Here is a 23381-nt window from a genome sequence, read left to right as displayed (position 1 = left end):
GGTTTGGGACTCGAAGGGATTCCCTTGCAAGGGAATCCGCGGCCCGCGGAACGTGGGCGAGTCCCGTCCGCTCCGCCAGCTAAAAGAAAAAAGGATCCTTCGGGATCCTTTTTTCGTTGCCGCGCCAGAGTGCTCTCCCTGCGGAGAGCACGGTTTGGGACTCGAAGGGATTCCCTTGCAAGGGAATCCGCGGCCCGCGGAACGTGGGCGAGTCCCGTCCGCTCCGCCCCCAAAAGTAAAAGGGTCCGACTTGTCGGACCCTTTTATTTTTCTGATCAGGTACTGCGGGGTAAATGGTGAAATCACGCACACCTTTGCTGCGGCACCCCCGCCTCCACCCGATCCCTCCCCCCGCCCTTGGCCACATACAGCGCACGATCCGCCCTTGCCAGCGCCGCCCCCAGCGCCTCGTTCGGATCGAGCACCACCACGCCGATACTGACCGTCATCGTATACGCCGTCCCGCTGGTCACCACGGTGGCCTCCCGCACCGCCAGCCGCAGCCTCTCGGCCGCCTGGCGCGCGCCCAACAGATCCGTCGCCGGCAACACTGCCGCAAATTCTTCGCCGCCCAGCCGCCCCAGGGTCTCATGCCCACGCAGCACACCGCGCGCAACCCGTGCGAACACGGCCAGCGCTTCGTCGCCGGTGGCATGGCCGAAGCGGTCGTTGATCTGCTTGAAGTGGTCGATGTCGATCATCACCAGCGCCAGCGGCTGGCGCATGCGCAGCGCCGCCAGCCGTGCACTTTCCGCGCGCTCGAGGAAGGAATGACGGTTGGGCAGGCCGGTGAGGCTGTCCGTGGTGGCCAGGCGCGCCATCTCGGCGTCGTCCTTCTGCTTGCACAGCAACAGGAAGCCGAAGCCATTGACGATCATGAGCAGGTAGCCGGCCAGGTAGGCGCCTTCCTGCGCCGCGCGCTGGCCCTGCAGCGCATCGCCTGCGAAACCGGTGGCGGCCCACAGCGCCACCGCCACCGCGAACAGCCCGTCGTTGAGGCCGATGATCCGCTGCAGCAGCGAGGCGCCATGGCGGCGCGGTCGCAGCAGGATCCAGGCCATTGCCGCCGCGAAGAGTGCAATCATGGCAGCGACCAGCGCGGTGAGATAGGGTACCGGCGCACCGGCGCTGCCGGCGGCCAGCACGACGGCCAGCGCCAGCGCCGACACCGGCAACAGCACGCGCTGCCAGCGATCGAAGCCGAAGAAGATGCAATAGGCCGCCACTTCCAGCGAGATCGCCAGCACCCAGCCGGCGCCTTCGATCCCGTTCAATGCAGGTACACTCAGGTAAGGCCGCGACCAGCCCAGCAACTGGCACACGCCGATGCCGAAGCGTGCCCACATCCACAGGCGCAGGCCGGGATGGGGCCGGCCGCCATGGGTATAGCCGGCCATGAGCACGGCAAAGGCGATGTTGCCGACGCCGAGCGCCAGCAGGAATGAGGGGATGTCGATCACTGACCGTTCCTTATGCGGCGGCCATGCCGCGTGGTGCTAAATTATTAATATATATTGCCGTAGAGAATTATATTACACGGTTTTTAATACGACCGTTTACACAAATGCACCGACAGCGGGACAAATGCGTAAAGTGCAACAGTCCCAGCCCGAGTCCGCTGCCTTGGAGCAGCTTTTTGATGCAGAGCAGCAGGCGTTAGGAGATAATCATCCGACAACATATCAACGCACCATGATGGAGCACACGTGATTTTCGGTTTCCTCAAGCCGCCCAAGATGTCGCCGCGCCTGCACCGGCTGAAGAATTCGGCGCTGTTTTCGGCCTTGACGCCGCTGGAGCTGAAGATCGTCGACGGCCTGCTGCACGAGCGCCGCTACCTGACCGATGAAATCGTGTTCGACGAGGGCGAGGAAGGCCAGGCGCTCTACCTGCTCATGAGCGGCAGGGTGGTCATTACCAAGACGCATGCCGGTACCAGCCAGGTGGTTGCCGAGCTCGATCCGGGCGGTTTCTTCGGCGACCTCGCCCTGCTCGACAACTCGCCACGCAACGCCCAGGCGCGCGCACTCGAGCCCTGCGAAATGGCGGTGTTCTTCCGCGACGACTTCCTCGGGCTGCTGGAAACCGATGCCGTCATCGGCTACAAGATTTCGCTGGCGCTGGCGCGCCACATCGGCCTGCGCCTGCGCGAATGGATGGGCACGGGACGGCCCCAGCTGGAAGCGCTGTGAACGGCGGCGAACGCGCCGGACCGGTCGTCTGGACCGGCATCATCGCGGCCACTTGCCTGCTGGTGCTGGTGGTGCAGCAGGTGCTGTGGCTGGCCCTGCCCTTCATCTTCGGCGCGGTGCTGCACTACATCCTGCTCGGGCCCATGCAGCGCCTGGTGCGCGCCGGCTTCAGCCGCAACACCGCAGCCCTGATGGTCTGCCTGCTGTTCTTCGCCCTCTTCACGCTGGCCATGACGGCGGCTTTCTCATGGAGCGGGCCGGAAGAAGACTCGTGGGAAAAGACCATCGGCCTGTACCTCGATGGCGGCGTCGCCTTCGTGCGCAACACCATGACCCTGCTGGAAAAGAAGTTCCCGCTGCTGGCCGAGATGCACCTGACCACGACCGTCAACACGGCCTTCCGCACCTTCACCGACAACTTCGCCGAGCAGCACCTGGGCGAGATCCTGGTGGCGGTGGCAAGCTGGGTGCCTTCGCTGCTGTTGGCGCCCTTCCTCACTTTCTTCTTCCTGCGCGACGGCCTGCGCTTCAAGAAATTCCTGGCGCGCGCGGTGCCCAACGCCTATTTCGAGCGCGCGCTGAACCTGCTGCACGAAGTCGACCAGACCGCGCGCCGCTATTTCGAAGGCCTGATCAAGCTCACCTTCCTCGATACCGCGGTGCTGGCGCTGGGACTATGGACCATCGGCGTGTCCTCGCCCCTGCTGCTCGGGCTGATCTCGGCGGTGCTGGCCTGGGTGCCCTTCGTGGGCTCGGTGGCCGGCTGCGTGCTGGTGGTGATCGTGGCCTCGACCGATGCGCCGAACAACCCCTTCATCGCCTACGGCGCGATCGGCGTGTTCGTGCTGGCGCGCCTGCTGGACGACTTCGTGTTCATGCCCCTGACGCTGGGCCGCAGCCTGCGCGTGCATCCGTTGGTGACGGTCCTGATGATCTTCGCCGGCGGCGCGCTGGCCGGCGTGGTAGGCCTGATGCTGGTGCTGCCGCTGCTGGGCGTGGTGATGGTGATCGGCGAAACCCTGGGCCGGCTGGTCACCAACCCGCGCCTGCGTGCGCGCCATCGCTACGCGCGGGCGCTGCGTACGCGCCAGGCCAGCGTCGACCTGGATATCGCGCGCGAGCGGCGCGGGGCGCCCACGCCCAACGCGGGCTTGTGACGTAAAAAAACCGGAACACGTTCCGGTTTTTTTACGTCCGCCCTATCGCTTGCTTCCGCTGGCCTTGGGCTTGGCCTTGATGGTCGACAGGATCGACGGCTTCACCTTGGACGGCGGCGCCATGAAGGGCGTGCTCGATGGGGCGCCGCGGCCGGCCACGCGGCCATCGTTTCCGCGCGCCGCACGCTTGGGCGCTACCTCGATCGTGCGGCCCTTCGGCACGCCGCCGGGCACGCGCCGGTCCTCGCGCACCATCGACGCGCCATCGTCGGTGGCCGGAATCAGGTGGCGCTCGCCATTGCCGATCAAATCGCCACGGCCCATGCGGCGCAGCGCTTCGCGGATGATCGGCCAGTTCTCCGGATCGTAGTAGCGCAGGAAAGCCTTGTGCAGCTTGCGGGTCTTGCCGCTCTTGGCCGTCTCGACGACCTCCGAGTCCTCGGTGACCTTCGCCAGCGGGTTCTTGCGCGAGTGGTACATGGTGGTCGCCATCGCCATCGGGGTCGGCGTGAAGGTCTGCACCTGGTCGAGCTTGAAGTTGTTCTTCTTCAGCCACAGCGCCAGATTCAGCATGTCTTCGTCGGTCGAACCCGGGTGGGCCGCGATGAAGTAAGGAATCAGGTACTGCTTCTTGCCCGCCTCGAGCGAATACTTGTCGAACAGGCGCTTGAACTCGTCGTAGGCGCCGATGCCCGGCTTCATCATCTTCGACAGCGTGCCGGCTTCGGTATGCTCCGGCGCGATTTTCAGCAGGCCGCCCACGTGGTGGGTGACCAGCTCCTTGACGTACTCGGGCGAGCGCACCGCCAGGTCGTAGCGCAGGCCGGAGCCGATCAGGATCTTCTTGATGCCCGGGATGGCGCGCGCCTTGCGGTACAGCGAAATCAGCTTGCTGTGGTCGGTGCCGAGGTTGCTGCAGATGGTCGGGTAGACACAGGACAGGCGCCGGCACGATTCCTCGATCGTCTTGTCCTTGCAGGCCAGGCGGTACATGTTGGCGGTCGGGCCGCCCAGGTCGGTGATCGTCCCGGCGAAGTTCTTGGTGGTGTCGCGGATCAGTTCGATCTCGCGCAGGATCGACGGCTCCGAGCGGCTCTGGATGATGCGGCCTTCGTGCTCGGTGATCGAGCAGAAGGTGCAGCCCCCGAAACATCCGCGCATGATGTTCACCGAATAGCGGATCATTTCCCAGGCCGGGATATGGGCCTTGCCATAGCTCGGGTGCGGGGCGCGTGCATACGGCAGGTCGTAGACGTTGTCCATCTCGTCCATGGCCAGCGGCAGCGGCGGCGCGTTGAGCCAGACGTCGCGGTCGCCGTGGGCCTGCACCAGGGCGCGTGCATTGCCCGGGTTCGATTCGAGGTGGAACACGCGCGACGTATGCGCATACATCACCGGGTCCACGCTGACGGTCTCGAAACTCGGCAGGCGCACCACGGTCTTGCGCGCCTTTTCGCGGGCGGCGGCCTGGCGCTCCTCGCGCGTCATGATGATGACCGGCTTGGCGACCGGCTCCGGTGCGGCGTTGTCGAGCGCACAGGCCTTCGGGTCTTCCAGCGCCATCGCGTAGGGATTGGGCTGCTTGTCGATACGGCCCGGCACATCGACGCGGGTCGAATTGTGCACGCTCCATTCCTCGTCCGGCAGCCAGCCTTGCGGTACCAGGAAGGCGGTGCCGCGCAGGTCGCGGATGGTCTTGATGGATTCGCCCGCGGCCAGGCGGCGGGTGAGGTCCACCAGCGCGCGCTCGGCATTGCCGAAGAGGAGCAGGTCGGCCTTCGACTCGAACAGCACCGAGCGGCGCACCTTGTCGGACCAGTAGTCGTAGTGGGCGATGCGGCGCAGCGAGGCTTCGATGCTGCCGGCGATCACCGGCACGCCGGGGAAGGCTTCACGCGCACGCTGGCAATACACGGTGACCGCGCGGTCCGGGCGCTTGTTCGGCTCGGCGTTCGGGGTGTAGGCGTCGTCGGAACGGATCTTGCGGTCGGCCGTGTAGCGGTTGACCATCGAGTCCATGTTGCCGGCGGTGACGCCCCAGTACAGATTCGGCTTGCCGAGCGCGCGGAAGGGCTCGACCGAAGTCCAGTCCGGCTGGCTGATGATGCCGACCCGGTAGCCCTGCGCTTCCAGCAGGCGGCCCACCAGCGCCATCCCGAAGCTCGGGTGGTCGATGTAGGCGTCGCCGGTGATCAGGATGATGTCGCACGAATCCCAGCCCAGCGCCGTCATTTCGGCGCGGGTCATCGGGAGGAAAGGCGCGGCAGGTCCGCGGCTGGAGCGCTTGGCGACGCTCGCAAAGAGGTTTGCTGGGGAGTTCATTGGCCGGTATTGTACCGGAAAACCCTTCCCGGGTCGCCGCCAGCCTAGAAAAATGGCTTACTTATCAATGACTTGTGGCAGAGCTGACGACTCAAATACCCATATTCGACAGGATATTGCCAAGCTCGCGCAGGCCGGCGGACACGGTCGGGTGGCGCGCGTCGAAGCGGGCCGCCATTTCCTGGGTGCGCGAGGACAGGCCATAGGTGTTGTGATCCAGTTCCTGCTCGGCGCGGCGCTCGAGCACCTTGTCGATGTCGCCGTCGAGCTGGCGCAGCAGGGTTTCGAGCTCCGGATCGACGTCGCCGGTTTCCTGCAGCTGGCGGTGCAGGCCCTTGAGCCGCATTTTCAGGTTGGCATCGCTGTCGTTCGTATTCTCGTTCAGCATGGGGTTCTCGCTAGTTGGTGAAGCGGGTCTCGAGGTAGAGCGCCTCGACCTGCTCGCGCGCCCAGGGGGTGCGGCGCAAAAACTTCAGGCTCGACTTGATGCTCGGGTCTTTCTGGAAACAGTTAATGTCGATCCGGCGGCCGAGTTTCTCCCAGCCGTAGTGCTCGACGAGGCGGGTTAACAGGGATTCTAAGGTAATACCTTCGAGGGATTGAACACTCATCGTTTGGGGCTCGGTTAGCAATTGGGATGGGTGCAGTTTATACCCCCGGATCGGGTATTGGGTGTGGGAGGTGTGCGGCAGTTCGGGAGCGGGTTGAACGCGCGGGCAGGGTAAAACAGTCCAGTGGACTGTTTTACGCCCACCCTACGGTCATCGGCTGCTCGTAGGGTGGGCAAGTTTCTTGCCCACGCGGTGATACGGTTGTGTCACCACAACCGCTTGAAGCATCAGTTACCGGTCAAACCCCGGCGCTCCAGCAGCGGCTGCACCTGCGCATCGCGCCCGCTGAAATTGCGGTACATCTGCATCGCATCGAGCGTACCGCCGCGCGAGAGCAGGGTCTTGCGGAAGTGGTCGCCGTTCTTGCGGGTCAGGCCGCCGTTTTCCTTGAACCAGTTGACGGTGTCCGCGTCCAGCTTCTCGGCCCACAGGTAGCCGTAGTAGCCGGCCGAATAACCGCCCGAGAAGGTGTGCGAGAAGTAGGTAGTGCGGTAGCGCGGCGGCACCAGCGCGAAGTCGACGCCGGCTTTCTTCAGCGCGTCAGCCTCGAAGGCCAGCACGTCGGTCGGGATCTGGTTCGGCGACAGCTGGTGCCAGGCCTGGTCCAGCAGCGACGCAGCCAGGTACTCGGTGGTGCGGAAGCCTTCGTTGAACTGCTGCGAAGCCTGCACCTTGTCGAGCAGTTCCTTCGGCATCGGCGCGCCGGTCTGGTAGTGCTTGGCGTAGTTGGCCAGCACTTCCGGATAGGCCATCCACATCTCGTTGACCTGCGACGGGAACTCGACGTAGTCGCGCGGCACGCGCGAGCCCGAGAAGCGCGGGTATTTCACGTCCGAGAACATCCCGTGCAGCGCGTGGCCGAACTCGTGGAAAGTGGTGCGCACTTCGTCGTAGGTCAGCAGGGTCGGCTCGCCGGCGGCCGGCTTGGCGATGTTCAGGTTGTTGGCGATGACCGGCTTGGTGCCCATCAGCTTCGATTGCGCGACCAGGGCGTTGGCCCAGGCGCCGCCGCGCTTGTTGGCGCGGGCGTACGGATCGAAGGTGAAGATCGCGAGCTGCTTGCCGTCGTGGTCGAACACGTCGAAGATGCGCACGTCCTCGACATAGCTCGGCAGGTCCTTGCGTTCCTTGAAGGTCAGGCCGAATTCCTTGTTCGCGGCGAAGAACACGCCGTCCACCAGCACGCGGTTCAATTCGAAATACGGGCGCAGCTGGCCGGCGTCGAAGGCGTACTTGGCGGCGCGCACCTTGTCGCTGTAGAAAGCCCAGTCGTGGGCTGCCGCCTGGAAGCCGCCTTTTTCGGCGTCGATGACTTTCTGGATCTCGGCCGCTTCCTTGCGGGCGTTGTTCACGGCCGGCTTGGCGAATTCGGCCAGCAGGCTGTTGACGGCGCCGGTGGTCTTCGCGGTCTGGTCTTCCAGGTTGTAGGCGGCGTGGTTCGGGTAGCCCAGCAGCGTAGCGCGCTCGGCGCGCAGCTTGGCCAGCTTGAGCACGACCTCGCGGTTGTCGTATTCACCGCCGCGCGCGCCGCGCGCCAGCGAGGCCGCCAGCAGCTTTTCGCGGGTAGCGCGGTTGGTCAGCACCGACAGGCCGGCCTGCTGGGTGGTGTTCACGACCGGAATGGCGAACTTGCCGTCCATGCCGCGCTTCTTCGCTTCCGCGGCGGCGGCGTCGATCTGCTTGTCCGACATGCCGGCCAGCTCGGCGCGGCTGCCGACGATCAGCGCCGAGGCGTTGGCTTCATTGAGCGTGTTCTGCGCGAACTGGGTCGACAGCGCGGCCAGCTGGCCGTTCATTGCCTTGAGCTTTTGCTTGTCGGCGTCGGACAGCTTGGCGCCGGCGCGTACGAAGTCGGTGTGGTAGCGCTCGACCAGGTATTGCGACTCGGCGTCCAGGCCCAGCTTGGTGCGCTTGTCGTACAGCGCCTTCACGCGTGCGTACAGCTTCGGGTTCAGGCGGATCGCGTCGCTGTGCGCCGACAGCTTCGGCGCCAGGTCCTTGTCGAGGGCCTTCAGGGTGTCGTTGGTGTACGAACCGGTCATGATGCCGAACACGGTGCCGACGCGGTTAAGCAGCTGGCCCGAACGCTCCATTGCGACGATGGTGTTCTCGAAGGTCGGCGCGGCCTTGTTGTTGGCGATCTTCTCGATCTCGGCGGCCTGCTGGCGCATGCCTTCGGCGTAGGCCGGGGCGAAGTGCTCGTTCTTGATCTTGTCGAAAGCCGGGTACTTGAATGGCAGGGTGCTCTCTTTCGCGAACGGGTTCGACGCTTCGAGCATCGAGGCGGGGGCAGCGTAGGCGAGATTGGCGGCGACGCTGGCGGCGGCGACCAGCAGGATGTGTGGACGGGTCATGGGTGTCTCGTTATGGGTAGGTGATACGGACAACACGCCGTCCCCTTCTGCCGCTCGTGGCGGCAGAAGGGGACGGCGCAGGGTTTAGTTACCGGTCAGGCCGCGGCGTTCCAGCAGCGGCTCGATGACCGGGTCGCGGCCGCGGAAGCTGCGGAACAGGTCCATCGCATCGGCGGTGCCGCCGCGCGAGAGCAGGGTCTTGCGGAAGTGGTCGCCGTTCTTGCGCGACAGGCCGCCGTTCTGCATGAACCACTGCACCGTATCGGCGTCGAGCTTTTCGCTCCACAGGTAGGCATAGTAGCCGGCCGAATAGCCGCCGTTCATCGAGTGCGAGAAATAGGTCGTGCGGTAGCGCGGCGGTACCGGCGCGAAGTCCACGCCCGCTTCCTTCAGGGCCCGGGCTTCGAAGGCCAGCACGTCGGTCGGGACTTGCTTGGGCGTGAGCTGGTGCCAGCGCTGGTCGATCAGCGAAGCGGCCAGGTATTCGGTCGTCATGTAGCCCTGGTTGAACTTTTTCGATGCGACCACCTTGTCGAGCAGTTCCTTCGGCATCGGCGCGCCGGTCTGGTGGTGCCTGGCGTAGTTGGCCAGCACTTCAGGCCAGATCGCCCACATCTCGTTGACCTGCGACGGGTATTCGACGAAGTCGCGCGGCACGTTGGTGCCCGAGAAATGCGGGTATTTCACGTTCGAGAACATGCCGTGCAGCGCGTGACCGAACTCGTGGAACATGGTGCGCACTTCGTCGTAGGTCAGCAGGGTCGGCTGCCCGGCCGGCGGCTTCGGGATGTTCTGGTGATTGCCCACTACCGGCTTTTTACCCAGCAGGTGCGATTGCGAGACGTATTCGTTCATCCACGCGCCGCCCTGCTTGTTGCCGCGTGCATAGGGATCGAACAGGAAGATCGCCAGCTGCTTGCCGTCGTGGTCGAACACGTCGAACACGCGCACGTCCGGGTCGTACACCGGCAGGTCCTTGCGTTCCTTGAAGGTGATGCCGTATTCCTTGGTGGCGGCGAAGAACACGCCGTCCACCAGCACGCGGTTCAGCTCGAAATAGGGGCGCAGCTGGTTCTCGTCGAAGTTGTACTTCGCGGCGCGCACCTTGTCCTGGTACAGCGGCCAGTCGTAGCTGGCGACCTGGAAGCCACCTTTTTCGGCGTCGATCACCTTCTGGATCTCGGCCGCTTCCTTGCGCGCGTTGTTCACGGCCGGCTTGGCCAGTTCGCCCAGCAGCTTGTTGACGGCGGCCGGGTTCTTGGCCGTTTCCAGTTCCTGCGAATAGGCCGCATAGTTCGGGTAGCCCAGCAGCACGGCGCGCTCGGCGCGCAGCTTGGCCAGGCGCAGCACCAGCTGGCGGGTGTCGAACTCGCCGCCGCGGCTGCCGCGGTTCAGCGACGCGGCCATCAGGCGCTCGCGCGTGCCGCGGTTGGTCAACGTGGCCAGCGGGGGCTGGCTGCTGGTATTGACGATGGCGATCGCGTACTTGCCCTTCAGGCCGCGTTTCTCCGCTTCCGCCGCTGCCGCATTGATCTCGGCATCCGAGAAGCCGGCCAGCTCCGCACGGGAATCGACGATCAGCGCCGAGGCATTGGCTTCCTTGAGCACGCGCTGCGAGAAGTCCGACTGCAGCGACGCGATCTCGCCGTTGTATTTTTTCAGCTTCTCTTTGTTGGCGCTTGATAAGTTGGCGCCAGCGCGCACGAATTCCTTGTACACGCGCTCGAGCAGGTGCTTCGACTCGGCGTCCAGGCCCAGCGTGGCGCGCTTGTCGTGCAGCGTCTTCACGCGGCGGAACAGCGCCGGGTTCAGGTAGATGGTGTCGTTGTGCGCCGCAAGCTTCGGCGACATCTCGCGGTCCACGGCGTCGAGCGTGTCGTTGGTGTTTGCGGTCTGCAGGTTCGAGAAGGTCGCGGCCACGCGCGAGAGCATCTGTCCGGCGCGTTCCATGGCGACGATGGTGTTGTCGAAAGTCGGGGCCGATTTGCTGGCGGCGATCGCGTCGATCTCGGCCAGGTGTTCGGCCATGCCTGCCGCGTACGCCGGCAGGAAGTGCTCGTTCTTGATCTTGTCGAAAGCCGGGTAGTGCAGCGGCAGGCTGCTGGGCTGGGCGAACGGGTTGGAGGCGTCGAGCTTGGGTGCGGCAGGCGCCGCAATCGCTGCATGCGCGAGCGCGAGGCTGGCGGCAACGATGAGCAGTTGTGGTCGGTTCATGAGATCTTTCACGGACTCTTGGGAGGGAGCTGCCGTACGTGCTCGACAGCCGTTGCGCGAAGATCATAGCAGGCTTGATCGCAAGTCGTCACAACAAAAAGTGTATGTATGCTGCCTGTATTGACGGGCGTATTGACGACCGTATTGACGCCTGCAGACGGGTCCGCCTGATGCGTTCCGGGTCCGTGTTAGCATCGCCCCCTACCCTCTTCCCTAACCATGGATTCCTTCATCGAACAACCCTTCGACGCGATCGTCGTCGGCACCGGTCCCGGCGGCGCCAGCACCGCGCGCGAGCTGGCGCGGGCCGGCGCGCGCGTGCTCATCCTCGAGCAGGGGAGCGCCGCGCCGCTGGCCGGCACCCTGGCGCAGATGGCCACCATGGCGCTGCCGGGCAAAGGCGCCTGGCTGCACCGCGACGCGTCGCTGCTGGTATCCGGTACGGCCCTCGGCGGCAGCTCGGCGCTGAACTTCGCGACCGCCGCCGCGCCGCCGCTGGCGATGTTCGCGGCGCACGGCATCGACCTGGCGCCGGCACTCGATGCGCTGCGCGCCGAACTGCCCATGGCGCCGCTGCCGGACAGCCTGGTCGGCCCGATGGCCGCGCGCATCATGGCGGCCGCGCGCGGCGCCGGATTCGACTGGCAAAAACTCGACAAGATGATCCGCCCCGATGCCTGCCGCAGCGGCTGCTGGCGCTGCGTGTACGGCTGTCCCTACGGCGCCAAGTGGAGCGCGCGCGATTTTGTCGAGCAGGCCTGCGGCCACGGCGCCGTGCTGCTCGACCGCAGCCGGGTGCTGCGCGTACTGATGCAAGACGGCCGGGCCGCCGGGGTCGAGCTGCTGCGCGCGGGATCGGTGCAGGTCGCCCGTGCGCCGCTGGTGGTGCTGGCCGGCGGCGGCGTCGGCAGCCCGCGCCTGCTGCATGCGTCAAGCCTGGGGCCGCGCCATGTCCCTTTCTTCAGCGACCCGGTGGTGGCGGTGATGGGCAGCGTCGACGATATGGGCGAGGACATCGGCGGCGCCGAAGTGCCGATGGCGTCCGGCGCCAGCTTCCACGACGAAGGCATCACGCTGGCCGACCTGACGCTGCCGCGCCCGATGTTCCAGGCGTTCGCCCTGCAGGCGGGCCGCATCGACCGGCTGGGCGCGCACAGGAACACGCTGAGCATCATGGTCAAGATCCGCGACGAGGTCGGCGGCGCGGTGGGGCCGCGCTGGGTGGACAAGCGGCTGACTCGGGGCGACCGGGGGCGGCTGGCCAAAGGCATCGTCATGGCGCGCGCGATCCTGCAGCAGGCCGGTGCGCGCCGCGTGTTCGCGACCCACCACTTTGCCGCGCATCCGGGAGGCAGCGTGCCGATCGGGAGAAGTGTCGACAGCGATTTGCGCGCAGCGCCGGGACTGTACGTGTGCGACGCGTCGGTGATACCGGGGGCGTGGGGATTGCCGCCAACCCTGACCCTGCTATGCCTGGGCAAACGGCTGGGCGCCATGCTCGGCGCCCAGGCGGTCAGTAATGCGGGGGACGTTCGTTGACCGGCCCCTGGCGGCTGGTCTGGAGGTTGCGGACGTGGTCCGCCAGCGCGGCCACCATGGCTTCGAGCTTGTCGATGCGGCGGCCTTGCTGGTAGATGGTCTGGTTCAGGGTCTCGACCAGGTCTTCCTGGTGCGCGACCTTGATCTCGATGTCGACGAAACGGTCTTCCTGGCTCACGGCATACTCCGGCGTAAAGCCGGCATTATGCCAGCCTTGTTTAGACCGTTCCCCACGGCGTGTAATCGATACCGGTGCTGATGGTGCCGATGACCTGCGCCTGGTTCTCGAAGCCTTCGCTGAATTCCATCAGGATCTGCTCGCGGCTGCTGTTGACGATGCGGCCGACCCAGTAGTCGTAGCCGGCTGCATCCGGGGCGCGGTCCAGGATGTTCTGGTACAGCTTGTTCAGGAACTCGCCGTTGCTCGGGTTCGCGCCATATTGCTGGACGAATTCCGGCTGGCCGGTGATGAATTCCTTCGCGACCTGCAGCAGGCTGGTGCCCTTTTCCATGCGGTCCATCCAGTAGCCCATGCCGGTCTTGTCCGATGGGCGGCCGTACACGGCCTCGTACAGGCGGTAGACCTGGCCGGCCACGCCGTCCACGTCGATCGCCTTGTAGCCATCGCTGAACTGGATGCGCTCGACGTCGATCAGTGCGTCCTTGCCGTCGGTGCCGGACTTGGCGGTGACGTTATAGCCCCAGATGCCGCGCGCGATCGTGTAGTTCGCGGCGCTGCCCGCGTAGACCGCGGTGTCGATGCCGGCGCTGCCGTCGATGGCGTTGTCGCCCGCGCCGACGGTGAACTTGTCGTTGCCGCCGGTGCCGGTCTGGTTGGCGCTGCTGGCCACCGTGAAGTTCATGCGGGTGGTCGCGCTGGTGGCGTTGTCGGCGATGTCCACCGAGGCGGCGCTGACGACGTAGCTGCCGTTCGGCAGCGGGGTGGAATCGATGGTCCACTTGCCGTCGCCGCCCACGGTCGCGCGGCCGATTTCAATGGCCTTGTTCACGTGGACCAGCACGATGCTGGTGCCGACTTCGCCGGTGCCCGTGAACATCGGCTTGTTGCCGCCCGACTCCAGCGAGAAGGTGTTGGTGGGCGCGGTCGGAGCCTTGCCGTCGACATTGAAGGACTGCAGCGGGCTGAAGGCCGAGGTATTGCCCGAGGTATCGGTGGCGGTGGCGTAGATCTGGTAATTGGTGCCGTCCGCCAGGGCGTTGCCGACCACCCGGAACACGCCGTTGGCGCCGGCCGTGGTGGTGGCGATGACCGTCTCGCCAAGGTAGAACTTGACCGTGGAACCAGCTTCCGCGACGCCGGTGATCAGCGGCGTGCTGCCGGTGGTGTAGCCGTTGGCGTTCTTGGTCACTGCGAAGTTCGGCGCTGCCGGCGCGGTCGCGTCGACCACGGCCGAACGCTGCACGGTGATGTCCGCAAAGCGCAGCTGCTCGACCGCATACAGGGTATCGATGCCTTCCGCTCCGCTGGCGACCGTCAGGCTGCCGTCGGCGTTGCCGGTGATGTTGTAGTTATTACGTGCGCCCAGATAGACCGCCGTATCGTTGCCGTTGCCGCCATTGATCACGTCATTTCCTCCATTGCCCTGCAGGGTGTCATTGAATGCGGTACCGGTCAGCGTTTCGGAGCTGGTGGTACCGGAGAGATAGACCGCGTCGGTGGGCGCGTTGAAGCCAAGCGCGCCGCTCAGTCCGTCGCCGCCGTAGATCCAGTTCAGCGCAGCCACGTCGTACTGGCTGAAATCGGCGTGGTTGGTCGAATGGTTGGTGTACGTCATGATGGTATTGCCCGCATTGTCCAGCGCACCCGGCAGGACGATGTCGCCTTCGAAGGGATGCTTCAGGCCCAGCGCATGGCCCAGTTCGTGCAGCAGGGTTTCGTAGCCTTCCGAACCCGGCGTCAGGTCGCGGTTGCGCGCGCGCCATTCCGCATTGTCGAGGTAGACCCAGGCGTCTGCGTCGTACTTGGTGACTTCGTTGGTCGACGGGTTATAGCTGTAGCCGCCTTTCCAGCTGCACAGGCCGACGGTGCTGCTGCCCTCGATGTTGGCATTGCACAGGTGGATTTGCGCGGCTTCGCCATCGCTTGTCTCGACGAAGTTGATGCCGGTGATCGTGCGCAGGTCCTGGAGGGCGATGCGCACGCTGTTCTGCTGGGCCGCCGTGAATGCTTCCTGGCCCGTGCGGCCGGGTTCGTTACCGGATCCGATCGAGAAGGTGTAGTACAGGGTGTTCGCCGGCAGGCCGGTAATGTAATTCCAATGCGGTCCCTTATCGAGCAATGCATCGATGTATTGCTGTCCCGAGAGGGGCACATTCGTCAGATCCGCTACCGTTGCCATACCACACCTTTATAAACTATCAAGTAAGTTGCTGCTGAGTTTCCTCGTCTCAGAAGTATTTCTTCCGGGACAAGATAAGTCAAATGGGAATTTCAATCGTGCGCGGGTATTGCCAGGGCTTCAAGGCTTCCGTACAACGGAAACCCTTGCCCTGAAACAGATGCTTACAATTTAGGCGTGGCCAGCAGTGCTTTGAGACTGGCCAGCCTTTCTTTGGGGGTGATGACTTCGGTTTCCTTGGGCGGCGCGTCGCCCACGTCGAGCGCCATCTCCTTGATGAAACGCGACGGTTCGCAATGCACCAGTTCGCCGGCGCGCTTGCGCTTCTTGCACCAGGTCAGGCGCAGGGTGCGCTGGGCGCGCGTGATGCCCACGTACATCAGGCGCCGCTCTTCCTGGATACGGGCGGCGATGATCTCCACCGGCGCGTCCGGGTCGCCCTTGTGCGGCAGGATGCCCTCTTCCACGCCCACCAGGAAGACGTGCGGGTATTCCAGGCCTTTCGAGGCGTGCAGGGTCGACATGCGCACCGCGTCCTGCTCCTCGTCCTGGCCCTCGAGCATCGACATCAGGGCCACCATCTGGGTCAGTTCCAGCAGGTTCTTCTCTTCGCCGTCGCGCTCGCGCCCACCCCGGCCGCGTTCCTTCAGCCAGTTGGTGAACTCGAGCACGTTCTGCCACTTGGCCTGGGCCGCGCGGTCGTCGAAGTTCTCATATAAGTAGTGCTCGTAATTTATCTCTTTCATCATGTCGTCGAGCACCTCGGCGGCATTGTCCCCGCTGCCTGATGGGCCCGGCCGCGTGGCGCGGTCTTCCAGGCCATTCATGAAGTAACAGAAACCGCGCAGCGGTTGCAGCTGGCGCTCGGCCAGCTTGGCTTCCAGGCCGCCTTTTTGCGCCGCCTCGAACAGCGAGCAATTCCACTGCTTCGAGAATTCGCCCAGCACCTCGAGCGTGGCCATGCCGACCCCACGCTTGGGCGTGGTCACCGCGCGGATAAAGGCGGGGTCGTCGTCCTGGTTGGCGATCAGGCGCAGGTAGGCGATGACGTCCTTGATCTCGGCCTTGTCGAAGAAGCTCTGGCCGCCCGACATGGTGTAGGGGATACGCTCCTTGCGCAGCGACTGCTCGATCACGCGGGCCTGGTGGTTGCCGCGGTACAGGATCGCGTAGTCTGCCCATTTGTTCTTGCGCTGGAAGTGGTCGGCCGAGATCATGATCGCCACCTGCTCGGCTTCCTGCTCGTCGCTCTGCATGCCCAGCACCTCGATCGGCTCGCCCAGGCCATGCTCGGACCACAGCGACTTCTCGAACAGCTTCGGGTTGTTGCCGATGACCGCGTTGGCCGCCTGCAGGATGCGGGTGGTGGAACGGTAGTTCTGCTCGAGTTTGATGACGCGCAGGTCGGGGAAGTCGGTCTGCAGGGTCTTCAGGTTTTCGACCGACGCGCCGCGCCAGGCGTAGATGGCCTGGTCGTCGTCGCCCACGGCGGTGAACATCGGCTTCTTGCCGATGCCGGTCACCAGCAGTTTGACCAGCTCGTACTGGCAGGTATTGGTGTCCTGGTATTCGTCCATCAGCAAATAGCGCAGGCGGCGCTGCCAGCGGTCGCGGATCGACTCGTTGTTGCGGAACAGTTCCACCGGCAGGCGGATCAGGTCGTCGAAGTCCACCGCCTGGTAGGCCTGCAGGGTCGCCAGGTAGCTGCGGTAGACGCGCGCGGACATGGCTTCGTCCTCGTCCTTCGCCTCGCGGATCGCATCTTCCGGGTCGACCAGGCCGTTCTTCCATAGCGAGATTGCATTCTGGATGCGGCGGATTTCCTGTTTATCGGTGGTCAGCGCCAGGTCGGAGACGATGGTGTAGCAGTCGTCGCTGTCCATGATGGAGAACTTGTCCTTCAGGCCGACGCCGGCCGCCTCCTGGCGCAGAATCTTGACGCCCAGCGAGTGGAAGGTGGACACGGTGAGCTGCTTGGCCTGCTTCGGCTGCTTGAGCAGCTTGGCGATGCGCTCCTGCATCTCGAGCGCCGCCTTGTTGGTAAAGGTCAGGGCGGCAATCGTGCGCGGGTCATAGCCGCGGTCTTCGATCATGTACGCGATTTTCTGCGTAATGACGCGCGTTTTTCCCGAACCGGCCCCCGCCAGCACCAGGCACGGGCCGTCCAGATAGAGCACGGCTTCGCTTTGCGGCCCGTTGAGGCCGAATTTTGGTGCGTTGGACATGGGAAAGTTTCTGCAGGATGGCCGGGTATTGTAACGATGAGTTGGCCGCCGCGCTAAAATGGCTTCATGAAAAAATTGCTCGTCATCCTGTTTGCAACACTGCTGGCAGCCCCCGCCACGGCAGCGCCCTTGCTGGTGGCGGCGGCCAGCGACCTGGTCTATTGCATCGACGAGCTGGCGGCGGCCTTCCGAAAGGAAGCCCCGCAGGCCGAGATCAAGGTTTCCACTGGCGCATCCGGCAATTTCTTTGCCCAGATCCGCAACGGCGCGCCCTTCCACGTCTTTATGTCGGCCGACATGCTGTATCCCACCCAGCTGGCCAAGGCCGGAGCGGCCGACGGCGCCACCCTGCGCCCCTACGCCATCGGCCGCATCGTGCTGTGGAGCACCGACCCGCGTTTCGACGTGAACCAGGGCTTGCCCCTGCTGCGCGACGCGCGCGTGACCCGCATCGCCATCGGCAACCCGGACACCGCGCCCTATGGCCGCGCCGCCAAGGCCGTGCTGGAGCGCGACAAGTTGTGGGAGGCCGTGCAGCCGCGCCTGGTCATCGGCGAGAACATCGCGCAGGCGGCGCAGTTCGTCCAGACCGGCAACGCGCAGCTGGGCATCGTGTCGCTGGCCACCGTGCGCTCGCCGAAGATGGCCGGCGTGGGTCGCTACCACCTGATCGGCGATGCGGGCGTACCCCCGATCGAGCAGGGCGCCATCGTCACCGCGGCCGGCGCCAAGGAACCGCTGGCGGCGCGCTTCGTGCGCTTCCTCGGCTCGCCCGCGGCGCGCGCCATCCTCGAACGCCACGGCTTCGGCCTGCCACCGGCATCGGATGCCTGAGTTGGGGAGCGTCGCTTTCGCCCCCGAGCTGTGGTCGGCGCTGGCGCTGACGCTGCGTCTGTCGCTGGTGACCTCGCTGGTACTGCTGGCGATTGCCATCCCGCTGGCCAACTGGCTCAACACCAGCCGGATGCGCGGCGTGCTGTTCATCGAAACCCTGGTCAGCCTGCCGATCGTGCTGCCGCCGACCGTGATCGGCTTTTACCTCCTGATGCTGATGGCGCCCCAGCGCCCGCTGGGCGCGGCCTGGCTGTCGGTGTTCGGGCATCCGCTGCCCTTCTCGTTCGCGGGCCTGGTGGCCGGCTCGGTCATCTACAGCCTGCCCTTCGCGGTGCAGCCGATCCAGTCGGCCTTCCGGAATGTGAGCCGCGACCTGGTGCAGTCGGCGCTGGCCCTGGGCCTGACGCGCCGCCAGGCCTTTTTTTCGGTGGTGCTGCCGCTGTCGCGCAACGGCATCTATACCGGCCTGTCGCTCAGCTTCGCCCATACGATGGGCGAGTTCGGCGTGGTGCTGATGTTGGGCGGGAACATCCCCGGCCAGACCCGGGTCGCCTCGATCGCGCTCTACGACGAGGCGCAAAAGCTCAACTACGAGGCGGCGCATGCCTACGCGCTGGTGCTGCTGGTGATCTCCTTCGCGATCCTGGCGGCGATCGCCTTCTTCCAGCGCAAGCAGCACGCTTTATTTCTCGGTAATAACTGAGACCAGCCGAGCCCACCGGGACAACGCGCCGGGGCGCAATCGGGTAACATCGCACCCTTGCGGCGCGTGAGCGCCGGCGCTTTTTTGGACACCCGCATCATGAAATTTGAACATCTCATCCAGATCAACGATCCGCTTAACCCGCTGATCGACACCCTCACCATCGAGCAGCTATGGCGCGGCCTGGTGCTGCGCGCGGAGTCGCCGAAGCTGTTCGTGCCGCACCTGGACGAATGCACCATCGGCGAGCGCGCCAGCGGCAGCTTCGCGCGCCGCCTGCGCTACGGCGACCTGGTGATCGACGACGTCGTGCACATGACGCCCCTGCAGGAAGTGCGCTTCGAGGTGCCGGCGCAAGGCGAGATCGCGGCATCGAGCCTGAAGATGGCCATCGAGACCCCGACCAACGCCATGCTGCTGGTGCGCTTCAGCTACGATGACGGCCAGGGCGAGCACACCGACGAAGCCAACAAGATGTACGACGATTTCAAGCGCTCGGCCTACCAGGAAGCGGATATCGATACGGTGCGGATCCTGCGCCAGCTGGCCAGCGAAGGCAAGCTGGATGCCAGTTACCTGAATTGAGTCAGCCCGTAGGGTGGACAGGAGGACCTGCCCGCCCTACGATGCGCATCTGCTCAGGTCCCCGGCTCGCTGTCCGACGCATCGATCTCGCTCTCGCCCTTGGTCAGGCAGTGCGCCAGGTCGCGCAGCGCCGTGCGCACGCCCTCCTCGATCACCGGGTGATAGAACGGCATCTCCAGCATCTGGTCCACCGTCATGCGCATCTGGCAGGCCCAGGACAGCGTGTGCGCCAGGTGCTCGGCGCGCGGCGCGATCATCTCGGCGCCCAGGAAACGGCGCGAGCCGTATTCCGCATACACCCGCAGCATTCCCTTGTTCTGCAACATCACCCGGCTGCGCCCCTGGTTAGCGAACGACACCGAGCCGACCGCGAACTTGCGCTTTCCGCCCTCGCACAGGCTGCGGTAATTGGCGCCCAGCGTGGCGATATTCGGCTCCGTGAAGGCGACCGCGATCGGCGTGCGGCGCAGGCCGGGACGCACGTCCGGATAGCGGCCCGCATTGTCGCCGGCGATCTTGCCGTGGTCGGCCGCATCGTGCAGCAGCGGACGCTCGTTGTTGGCGTCGCCCGCGATGAAGATATGGCTGCTCCCGCACTGCATCGTGCGTGCGTCGAATAGCGGAATCCCGTCCTCGCCGCGTTCCAGGCCGGTTTCTTCCAGGCCGATGCCGTGCACGTTCGGCGTGCGCCCGGCCGCCATCAGCACGAACTGGAAGCGCTCGGTGTTCTCCTTGCCCAGCGCGTCGCTGACAGTCAGCGCCACTTCGTCGCCCTCCTGCACCGCGCGCACCACCTTCGACTGGAACTGGATGTCGAGTTCTTCGTTCAATACGCGTCCGGCCTCGCGCAGCACCTCCGGGTCGGTGATGTGGGCAATGCTGCCGCCGCGCGCGTAGAACTTCACGCGCACGCCCAGCCGGCCAAGCGCCTGGCCCAGCTCGAGCCCGATCACGCCGGTGCCGATCACGGCCACCGATTTGGGCAGGTCGTCCCAATAAAACACGTCGTCGCTGGTGACGATGCCGGGGCCGACGTTCTCCAGCTGCGGCAGGCGCAGCGGCGTCGAGCCGGTGGCGATCACGATGCGCGCCGCGGTGATTTCGGTATGGTCGTCCACGACCAGCGTATGCGGGCCGGTGAAGCGCGCGTGGCCCAGCAGCTTGTCCTCGTCGGGGAAGGAGTCGACGCCTTCCAGCACGAAGCCGACGAACCGGTCGCGCTCGCGCCGCACCCGCTCCATCACGGCCGGTCCGTCGATGCGGACCTCGCCCGCATGCACGCCGAAGGGCGCGGAATGCTGCATCGCATGCGCCGCCTCGGCGGCCGCGATCAGGAGCTTGCTCGGCATGCAGCCCACGCGCGCACAGGTGGTGCCGTACTGGCCGCCTTCGATCACCACGACGCGCGCGCCCTGCGCCTTGGCCGCGCGGTAAGCCGTCATGCCGGCGGTGCCGGTGCCGATGACGGCGACGTCCACGTTCAGTTTGTTCATTGCATTCTCCCGCGATCCATGACAGAACAATACGCGATTTTCGCGGGGACGGTTGGGAGGCGCCGCAGGGCGGCCATCGAACAATGCGTGCCGCCTGGCGGAGCGCCGTACAATCCGTGCATGACTGAACACCTTGTATCGTTTCGCCACATGGGCTCGCGCGAGCTGGACGCCGCATTGCAGGACACGCGCCGGCGCACCCTGGCCCTGTTCGACGCGCTGGCCGCCGCCGGCCACGACCAGGCGGCGCAAGTGCCGTGCCTGCCCATCCTGAACCCGCCGCTGTGGGAGCTGGGGCATATCGCCTGGTTCGCGGAATGGTTCGTCCTGCGCGAAGCGCGCAGCAGCGCGCCCGGCGACGCCAGCGGCCCCTGCCTGCTGGCACGCGGCGACGACTGGTTCGACTCGAACAGCGTGGCGCATGGCACGCGCTGGTCGCTCGATCTGCCGGGTCCTGGGGCGGTCAAGGCTTACTGCGCGCAGGTGCTGGACAGGATCCGCGAGCGGCTGGCGCGCATACCCGAGGACGATGCCGCGCTCTATCCCTACCGCCTGGTGCTGGCGCATGAGGACATGCATGGGGAAGCCCTGCTGTACACCTTGCAAACCCTGGGCGTGGCGGCGCCGGCTGCTGTCGTGGCCACGAGCGTGGAGCCGATGCTGCTTTCGGCCGAGATCCCCTGCACGGGCGAATTCCTGCGCGGCGGCGACCAGTCGCGCGGCTTTGTGTTCGACAACGAAAGGCAGGCGGCGCCTTGCCGCGTCGCTCCCTTCGCGGTCGACGCCGGCCTGGTGTGCAACGGCGCCTACCTGGATTTTCTGCGCGACGGCGGCTACCAGCAGCCTGCGTACTGGAGTGAGGCCGGACGCGCATGGCTGGCGCAAGGACAGCGCATGGCGCCGCGCTACTGGCAGCGCGAAGCGCCCGGCGGCGAGTGGAGCACGGTCCGCTTCGGCAGCCCGGCAGCGCTGGACCCGCTCGAGCCGGTACGGCACGTGAGCCTGCACGAGGCGCAGGCCTACTGCAGCTGGGCCGGACGGCGCCTGCCGACCGAAGAAGAGTGGGAGTGCGCAGCGGGTTCGGGCCAGCCGGGCTTTCGCTGGGGCCAGCTATGGGAGTGGACGGCGTCGCGCTTCCTGCCCTACTCCGGCTTCAGCGCCGACCGCTATCGCGAATATTCGGCGCCGTATTTCGGCAGCCGCCAGAGCTTGCGCGGGGCTTCGTTTGCCACGCCGGGGCGCTTGCGCTGCCCGCAGTTCCGGAATTTTTATGCGGCGGAGCGGGACGATATTTTTGTGGGGTTTCGTACCTGCGCTTTGTAGGCTGGCCGGCCGCTGCCACGTTCAATCAGGGAAGTTCGGTATGTACGAGCTTGTCAATTGCTCGACCTCTGATGTGCTGCACGAATGACCCATGTATCCCCGCGGACCGGTTACCGCCGGTAATTGCGGTCCATTCAGTTTCAGCCATGTGGTGAATAGAAGACGACTAAAAATATTGTCGATTTTACTTACAGTCGGTACGTGCCAAATTGTGTCGCCACCATTTTTGAAAAGACAAGATTCTGTAGGTCATTGAAACGACTCATCTTATGGCCATTGCACGGGTCATGGCCCAATATTTGCGTTCACTTAATTTCGTCACTTTAGATCAACCAATAGCTCTCGACATTTGCGTCGATACAGCCATTCCAATCAAGGAGTTACGCCGTAATGAACACACCTTTCAAAACCAAAGCCGCCAGTCTCGCCGTCGCTCTGGCCGCCACGCTGTTTTTGGCCGTTCCTGCTTACGCCATCCCGATTGTTGGTTTGACCAATACGAATTCGCTCTTTACCTTCGACAGCGCTACCCCTGGGACTCAATCGTCCTTTGTCAGCGTTACCGGCCTTGCTACGGGAGAAAACTTGGTCGGCATCGACCGCCGTCCGACAACCGGCGTTCTGTATGCCGTCAGTGACCAAGGCCGCGTTTTCTCGATCGCAGCCGGTGGAACGGCTACGCTAATCGGTACGGTTCCCGGAATTTCCGGCGCCACCGTGGTTGGCATCGATTTCAATCCGGAAGCCGATCGACAAAACTTGGCTTCGTTGCGAGTGGTCACCAGCACTGGGCAAAACGGCGCGTTCAATGTCGGCGCTGCCGTTCCCAGTTACACCGCACAGACAGCTGTCCAGGCAAACCTCACGTCGGTTGCTTACTCGAACAACGATGTCGATGCAGCTACAGCAACGTCGCTCTATTACATCGATTCCAATCTGAACCAGCTCAAGGTGGCTACCGGCGCCTTTGGCAACCCGACGATCACGACCGTCGGCGGCCTTGGCTTCAATGTCGGTAATGTCGGCGGTTTCGACATTTTTGGCGCATCCACTGCGTTCGCCGCGCTTCAGACTGGCAACGGTGCTTCCAGCTTTTATTCCATCGATTTGGGCACAGGCTTGGCAACCTTGGTCGGCAGCTTCAACCTCGGCGGCAACGGCAACGTGATCGGCCTGACGGCGACGGGCTTGGCCGCAGCGGTGCCTGAACCAGCAAGCTTCAGCCTGATGTTGGCCGGAATGCTTGGTGTGGGCGCCTTCGTGCGCAAGCGCCGCAGCGCCGGTCGTTGATCTCGGCGCCAGTCGGCGCTTGCAACCCAAGGTTCCGGTTTTCCGGGACCTTGCCGTTTTCAGCGGTGTGGAAGATGCAGCAAGGGCAGAGGCACGCGCGCTTCAATTTGCGAATTCCCTTCCCCATGCGTCTTGGGAGTTGGGTGAGGTCATGAATGTGTTGCGTTGATCGGTTGAAT

General features: G+C 64.9%; 18 protein-coding genes. 8 read left to right on the top strand and 10 right to left on the bottom strand.

Annotated features, from left to right (window positions below; genetic code table 11):
* Nucleotides 1–302: 302 nt before the first annotated feature.
* Nucleotides 303–1460, bottom strand: coding sequence for a GGDEF domain-containing protein (locus AC3XQU_RS14710; RefSeq protein ID WP_489874903.1), 1158 nt, complete (start codon nt 1458–1460; stop codon nt 303–305).
* A 246-nt stretch (nt 1461–1706) separates the two neighbouring features.
* Here AC3XQU_RS14710 and AC3XQU_RS14705 point away from each other — a divergent pair, with 246 nt between their 5' ends.
* Together AC3XQU_RS14705 and AC3XQU_RS14700 are read left to right on the top strand one after the other, a co-directional pair.
* Nucleotides 1707–2192, top strand: a complete 486-nt coding sequence (locus tag AC3XQU_RS14705; RefSeq protein ID WP_371868546.1) for a cyclic nucleotide-binding domain-containing protein — start codon at nt 1707–1709, stop codon at nt 2190–2192.
* The gene (locus AC3XQU_RS14700; protein WP_489874902.1) at nt 2153–3349 is read left to right on the top strand and encodes an AI-2E family transporter; all 1197 of its coding nucleotides are present in this window, start codon (nt 2153–2155) and stop codon (nt 3347–3349) included. The genes AC3XQU_RS14705 and AC3XQU_RS14700 overlap by 40 nt, the downstream gene beginning before the upstream one ends.
* Nucleotides 3350–3391: 42 nt before the next feature.
* Here AC3XQU_RS14700 and AC3XQU_RS14695 read toward each other — a convergent pair whose 3' ends face one another.
* From AC3XQU_RS14695 to AC3XQU_RS14675, 5 genes are all read right to left on the bottom strand, one after another.
* Nucleotides 3392–5671, bottom strand: a complete 2280-nt coding sequence (locus AC3XQU_RS14695) for a YgiQ family radical SAM protein (protein ID WP_489874901.1) — start codon at nt 5669–5671, stop codon at nt 3392–3394.
* Nucleotides 5672–5762: 91 nt separating this feature from the next.
* Nucleotides 5763–6059: a DUF4404 family protein gene (locus tag AC3XQU_RS14690; protein WP_489874900.1), complete on the bottom strand. Its 297-nt coding sequence runs from the start codon at nt 6057–6059 to the stop codon at nt 5763–5765.
* A 10-nt stretch (nt 6060–6069) separates the two neighbouring features.
* On the bottom strand, nt 6070–6282 hold the full coding sequence (locus tag AC3XQU_RS14685; protein WP_489874899.1) for a VF530 family protein: 213 nt from the start codon (nt 6280–6282) through the stop codon (nt 6070–6072).
* 227 nt (nt 6283–6509) lie between these two features.
* Entirely contained in the window at nt 6510–8636 is a 2127-nt protein-coding gene (locus AC3XQU_RS14680; RefSeq protein ID WP_489874898.1) for a M3 family metallopeptidase, read from the bottom strand.
* An 84-nt stretch (nt 8637–8720) separates the two neighbouring features.
* Nucleotides 8721–10850 (bottom strand): M3 family metallopeptidase, encoded by a 2130-nt coding sequence (locus tag AC3XQU_RS14675; protein ID WP_489874897.1) that lies wholly within the window; start codon nt 10848–10850, stop codon nt 8721–8723.
* 219 nt (nt 10851–11069) lie between these two features.
* Here AC3XQU_RS14675 and AC3XQU_RS14670 point away from each other — a divergent pair, with 219 nt between their 5' ends.
* Nucleotides 11070–12389 carry an FAD-dependent oxidoreductase gene (locus tag AC3XQU_RS14670; RefSeq protein ID WP_489874896.1) on the top strand — a complete coding sequence of 440 codons (1320 nt, stop codon included), beginning with the start codon at nt 11070–11072 and terminating at the stop codon, nt 12387–12389.
* Here the strand turns inward: AC3XQU_RS14670 and AC3XQU_RS14665 are convergent.
* The 3 genes from AC3XQU_RS14665 to AC3XQU_RS14655 form a co-directional block, all read right to left on the bottom strand.
* Nucleotides 12364–12567 carry a SlyX family protein gene (locus AC3XQU_RS14665; protein ID WP_171086917.1) on the bottom strand — a complete coding sequence of 68 codons (204 nt, stop codon included), beginning with the start codon at nt 12565–12567 and terminating at the stop codon, nt 12364–12366. The genes AC3XQU_RS14670 and AC3XQU_RS14665 overlap by 26 nt on opposite strands.
* A gap of 40 nt (nt 12568–12607) precedes the next feature.
* Complete coding sequence (locus AC3XQU_RS14660; RefSeq protein WP_489874895.1) at nt 12608–14722, bottom strand: DUF4214 domain-containing protein; 2115 nt, start codon at nt 14720–14722, stop codon at nt 12608–12610.
* A gap of 191 nt (nt 14723–14913) precedes the next feature.
* On the bottom strand, nt 14914–16974 hold the full coding sequence (locus tag AC3XQU_RS14655) for a UvrD-helicase domain-containing protein (protein WP_489874894.1): 2061 nt from the start codon (nt 16972–16974) through the stop codon (nt 14914–14916).
* A gap of 66 nt (nt 16975–17040) precedes the next feature.
* Between AC3XQU_RS14655 and modA the strand changes: the two genes are divergently transcribed.
* The 3 genes from modA (at nt 17041) to AC3XQU_RS14640 (ending at nt 19096) form a co-directional block, all read left to right on the top strand.
* Nucleotides 17041–17808: a molybdate ABC transporter substrate-binding protein gene (gene modA, locus AC3XQU_RS14650; RefSeq protein WP_489874893.1), complete on the top strand. Its 768-nt coding sequence runs from the start codon at nt 17041–17043 to the stop codon at nt 17806–17808.
* Nucleotides 17801–18511, top strand: coding sequence for a molybdate ABC transporter permease subunit (gene modB, locus AC3XQU_RS14645; RefSeq protein ID WP_489874892.1), 711 nt, complete (start codon nt 17801–17803; stop codon nt 18509–18511). The genes modA and modB overlap by 8 nt, the downstream gene beginning before the upstream one ends.
* A gap of 99 nt (nt 18512–18610) precedes the next feature.
* On the top strand, nt 18611–19096 hold the full coding sequence (locus AC3XQU_RS14640) for an SRPBCC family protein (RefSeq protein ID WP_489874891.1): 486 nt from the start codon (nt 18611–18613) through the stop codon (nt 19094–19096).
* Nucleotides 19097–19149: 53 nt separating this feature from the next.
* Here the strand turns inward: AC3XQU_RS14640 and AC3XQU_RS14635 are convergent, their stop codons facing one another.
* On the bottom strand, nt 19150–20589 hold the full coding sequence (locus tag AC3XQU_RS14635) for a dihydrolipoyl dehydrogenase (protein ID WP_489874890.1): 1440 nt from the start codon (nt 20587–20589) through the stop codon (nt 19150–19152).
* Between the two features lie 120 nt (nt 20590–20709).
* Here AC3XQU_RS14635 and senA point away from each other — a divergent pair, with 120 nt between their 5' ends.
* Nucleotides 20710–21912, top strand: coding sequence for a selenoneine synthase SenA (gene senA / locus AC3XQU_RS14630; protein ID WP_489874889.1), 1203 nt, complete (start codon nt 20710–20712; stop codon nt 21910–21912).
* Between the two features lie 390 nt (nt 21913–22302).
* Nucleotides 22303–23202 (top strand): DUF4394 domain-containing protein, encoded by a 900-nt coding sequence (locus tag AC3XQU_RS14625; RefSeq protein ID WP_489874888.1) that lies wholly within the window; start codon nt 22303–22305, stop codon nt 23200–23202.
* The last annotated feature ends 179 nt before the right edge of the window (nt 23203–23381 follow it).

Source organism: Telluria sp. AZSoR62, assembly GCF_058111565.1.
This window is presented reverse-complemented; position numbering and strand designations above follow the sequence as displayed.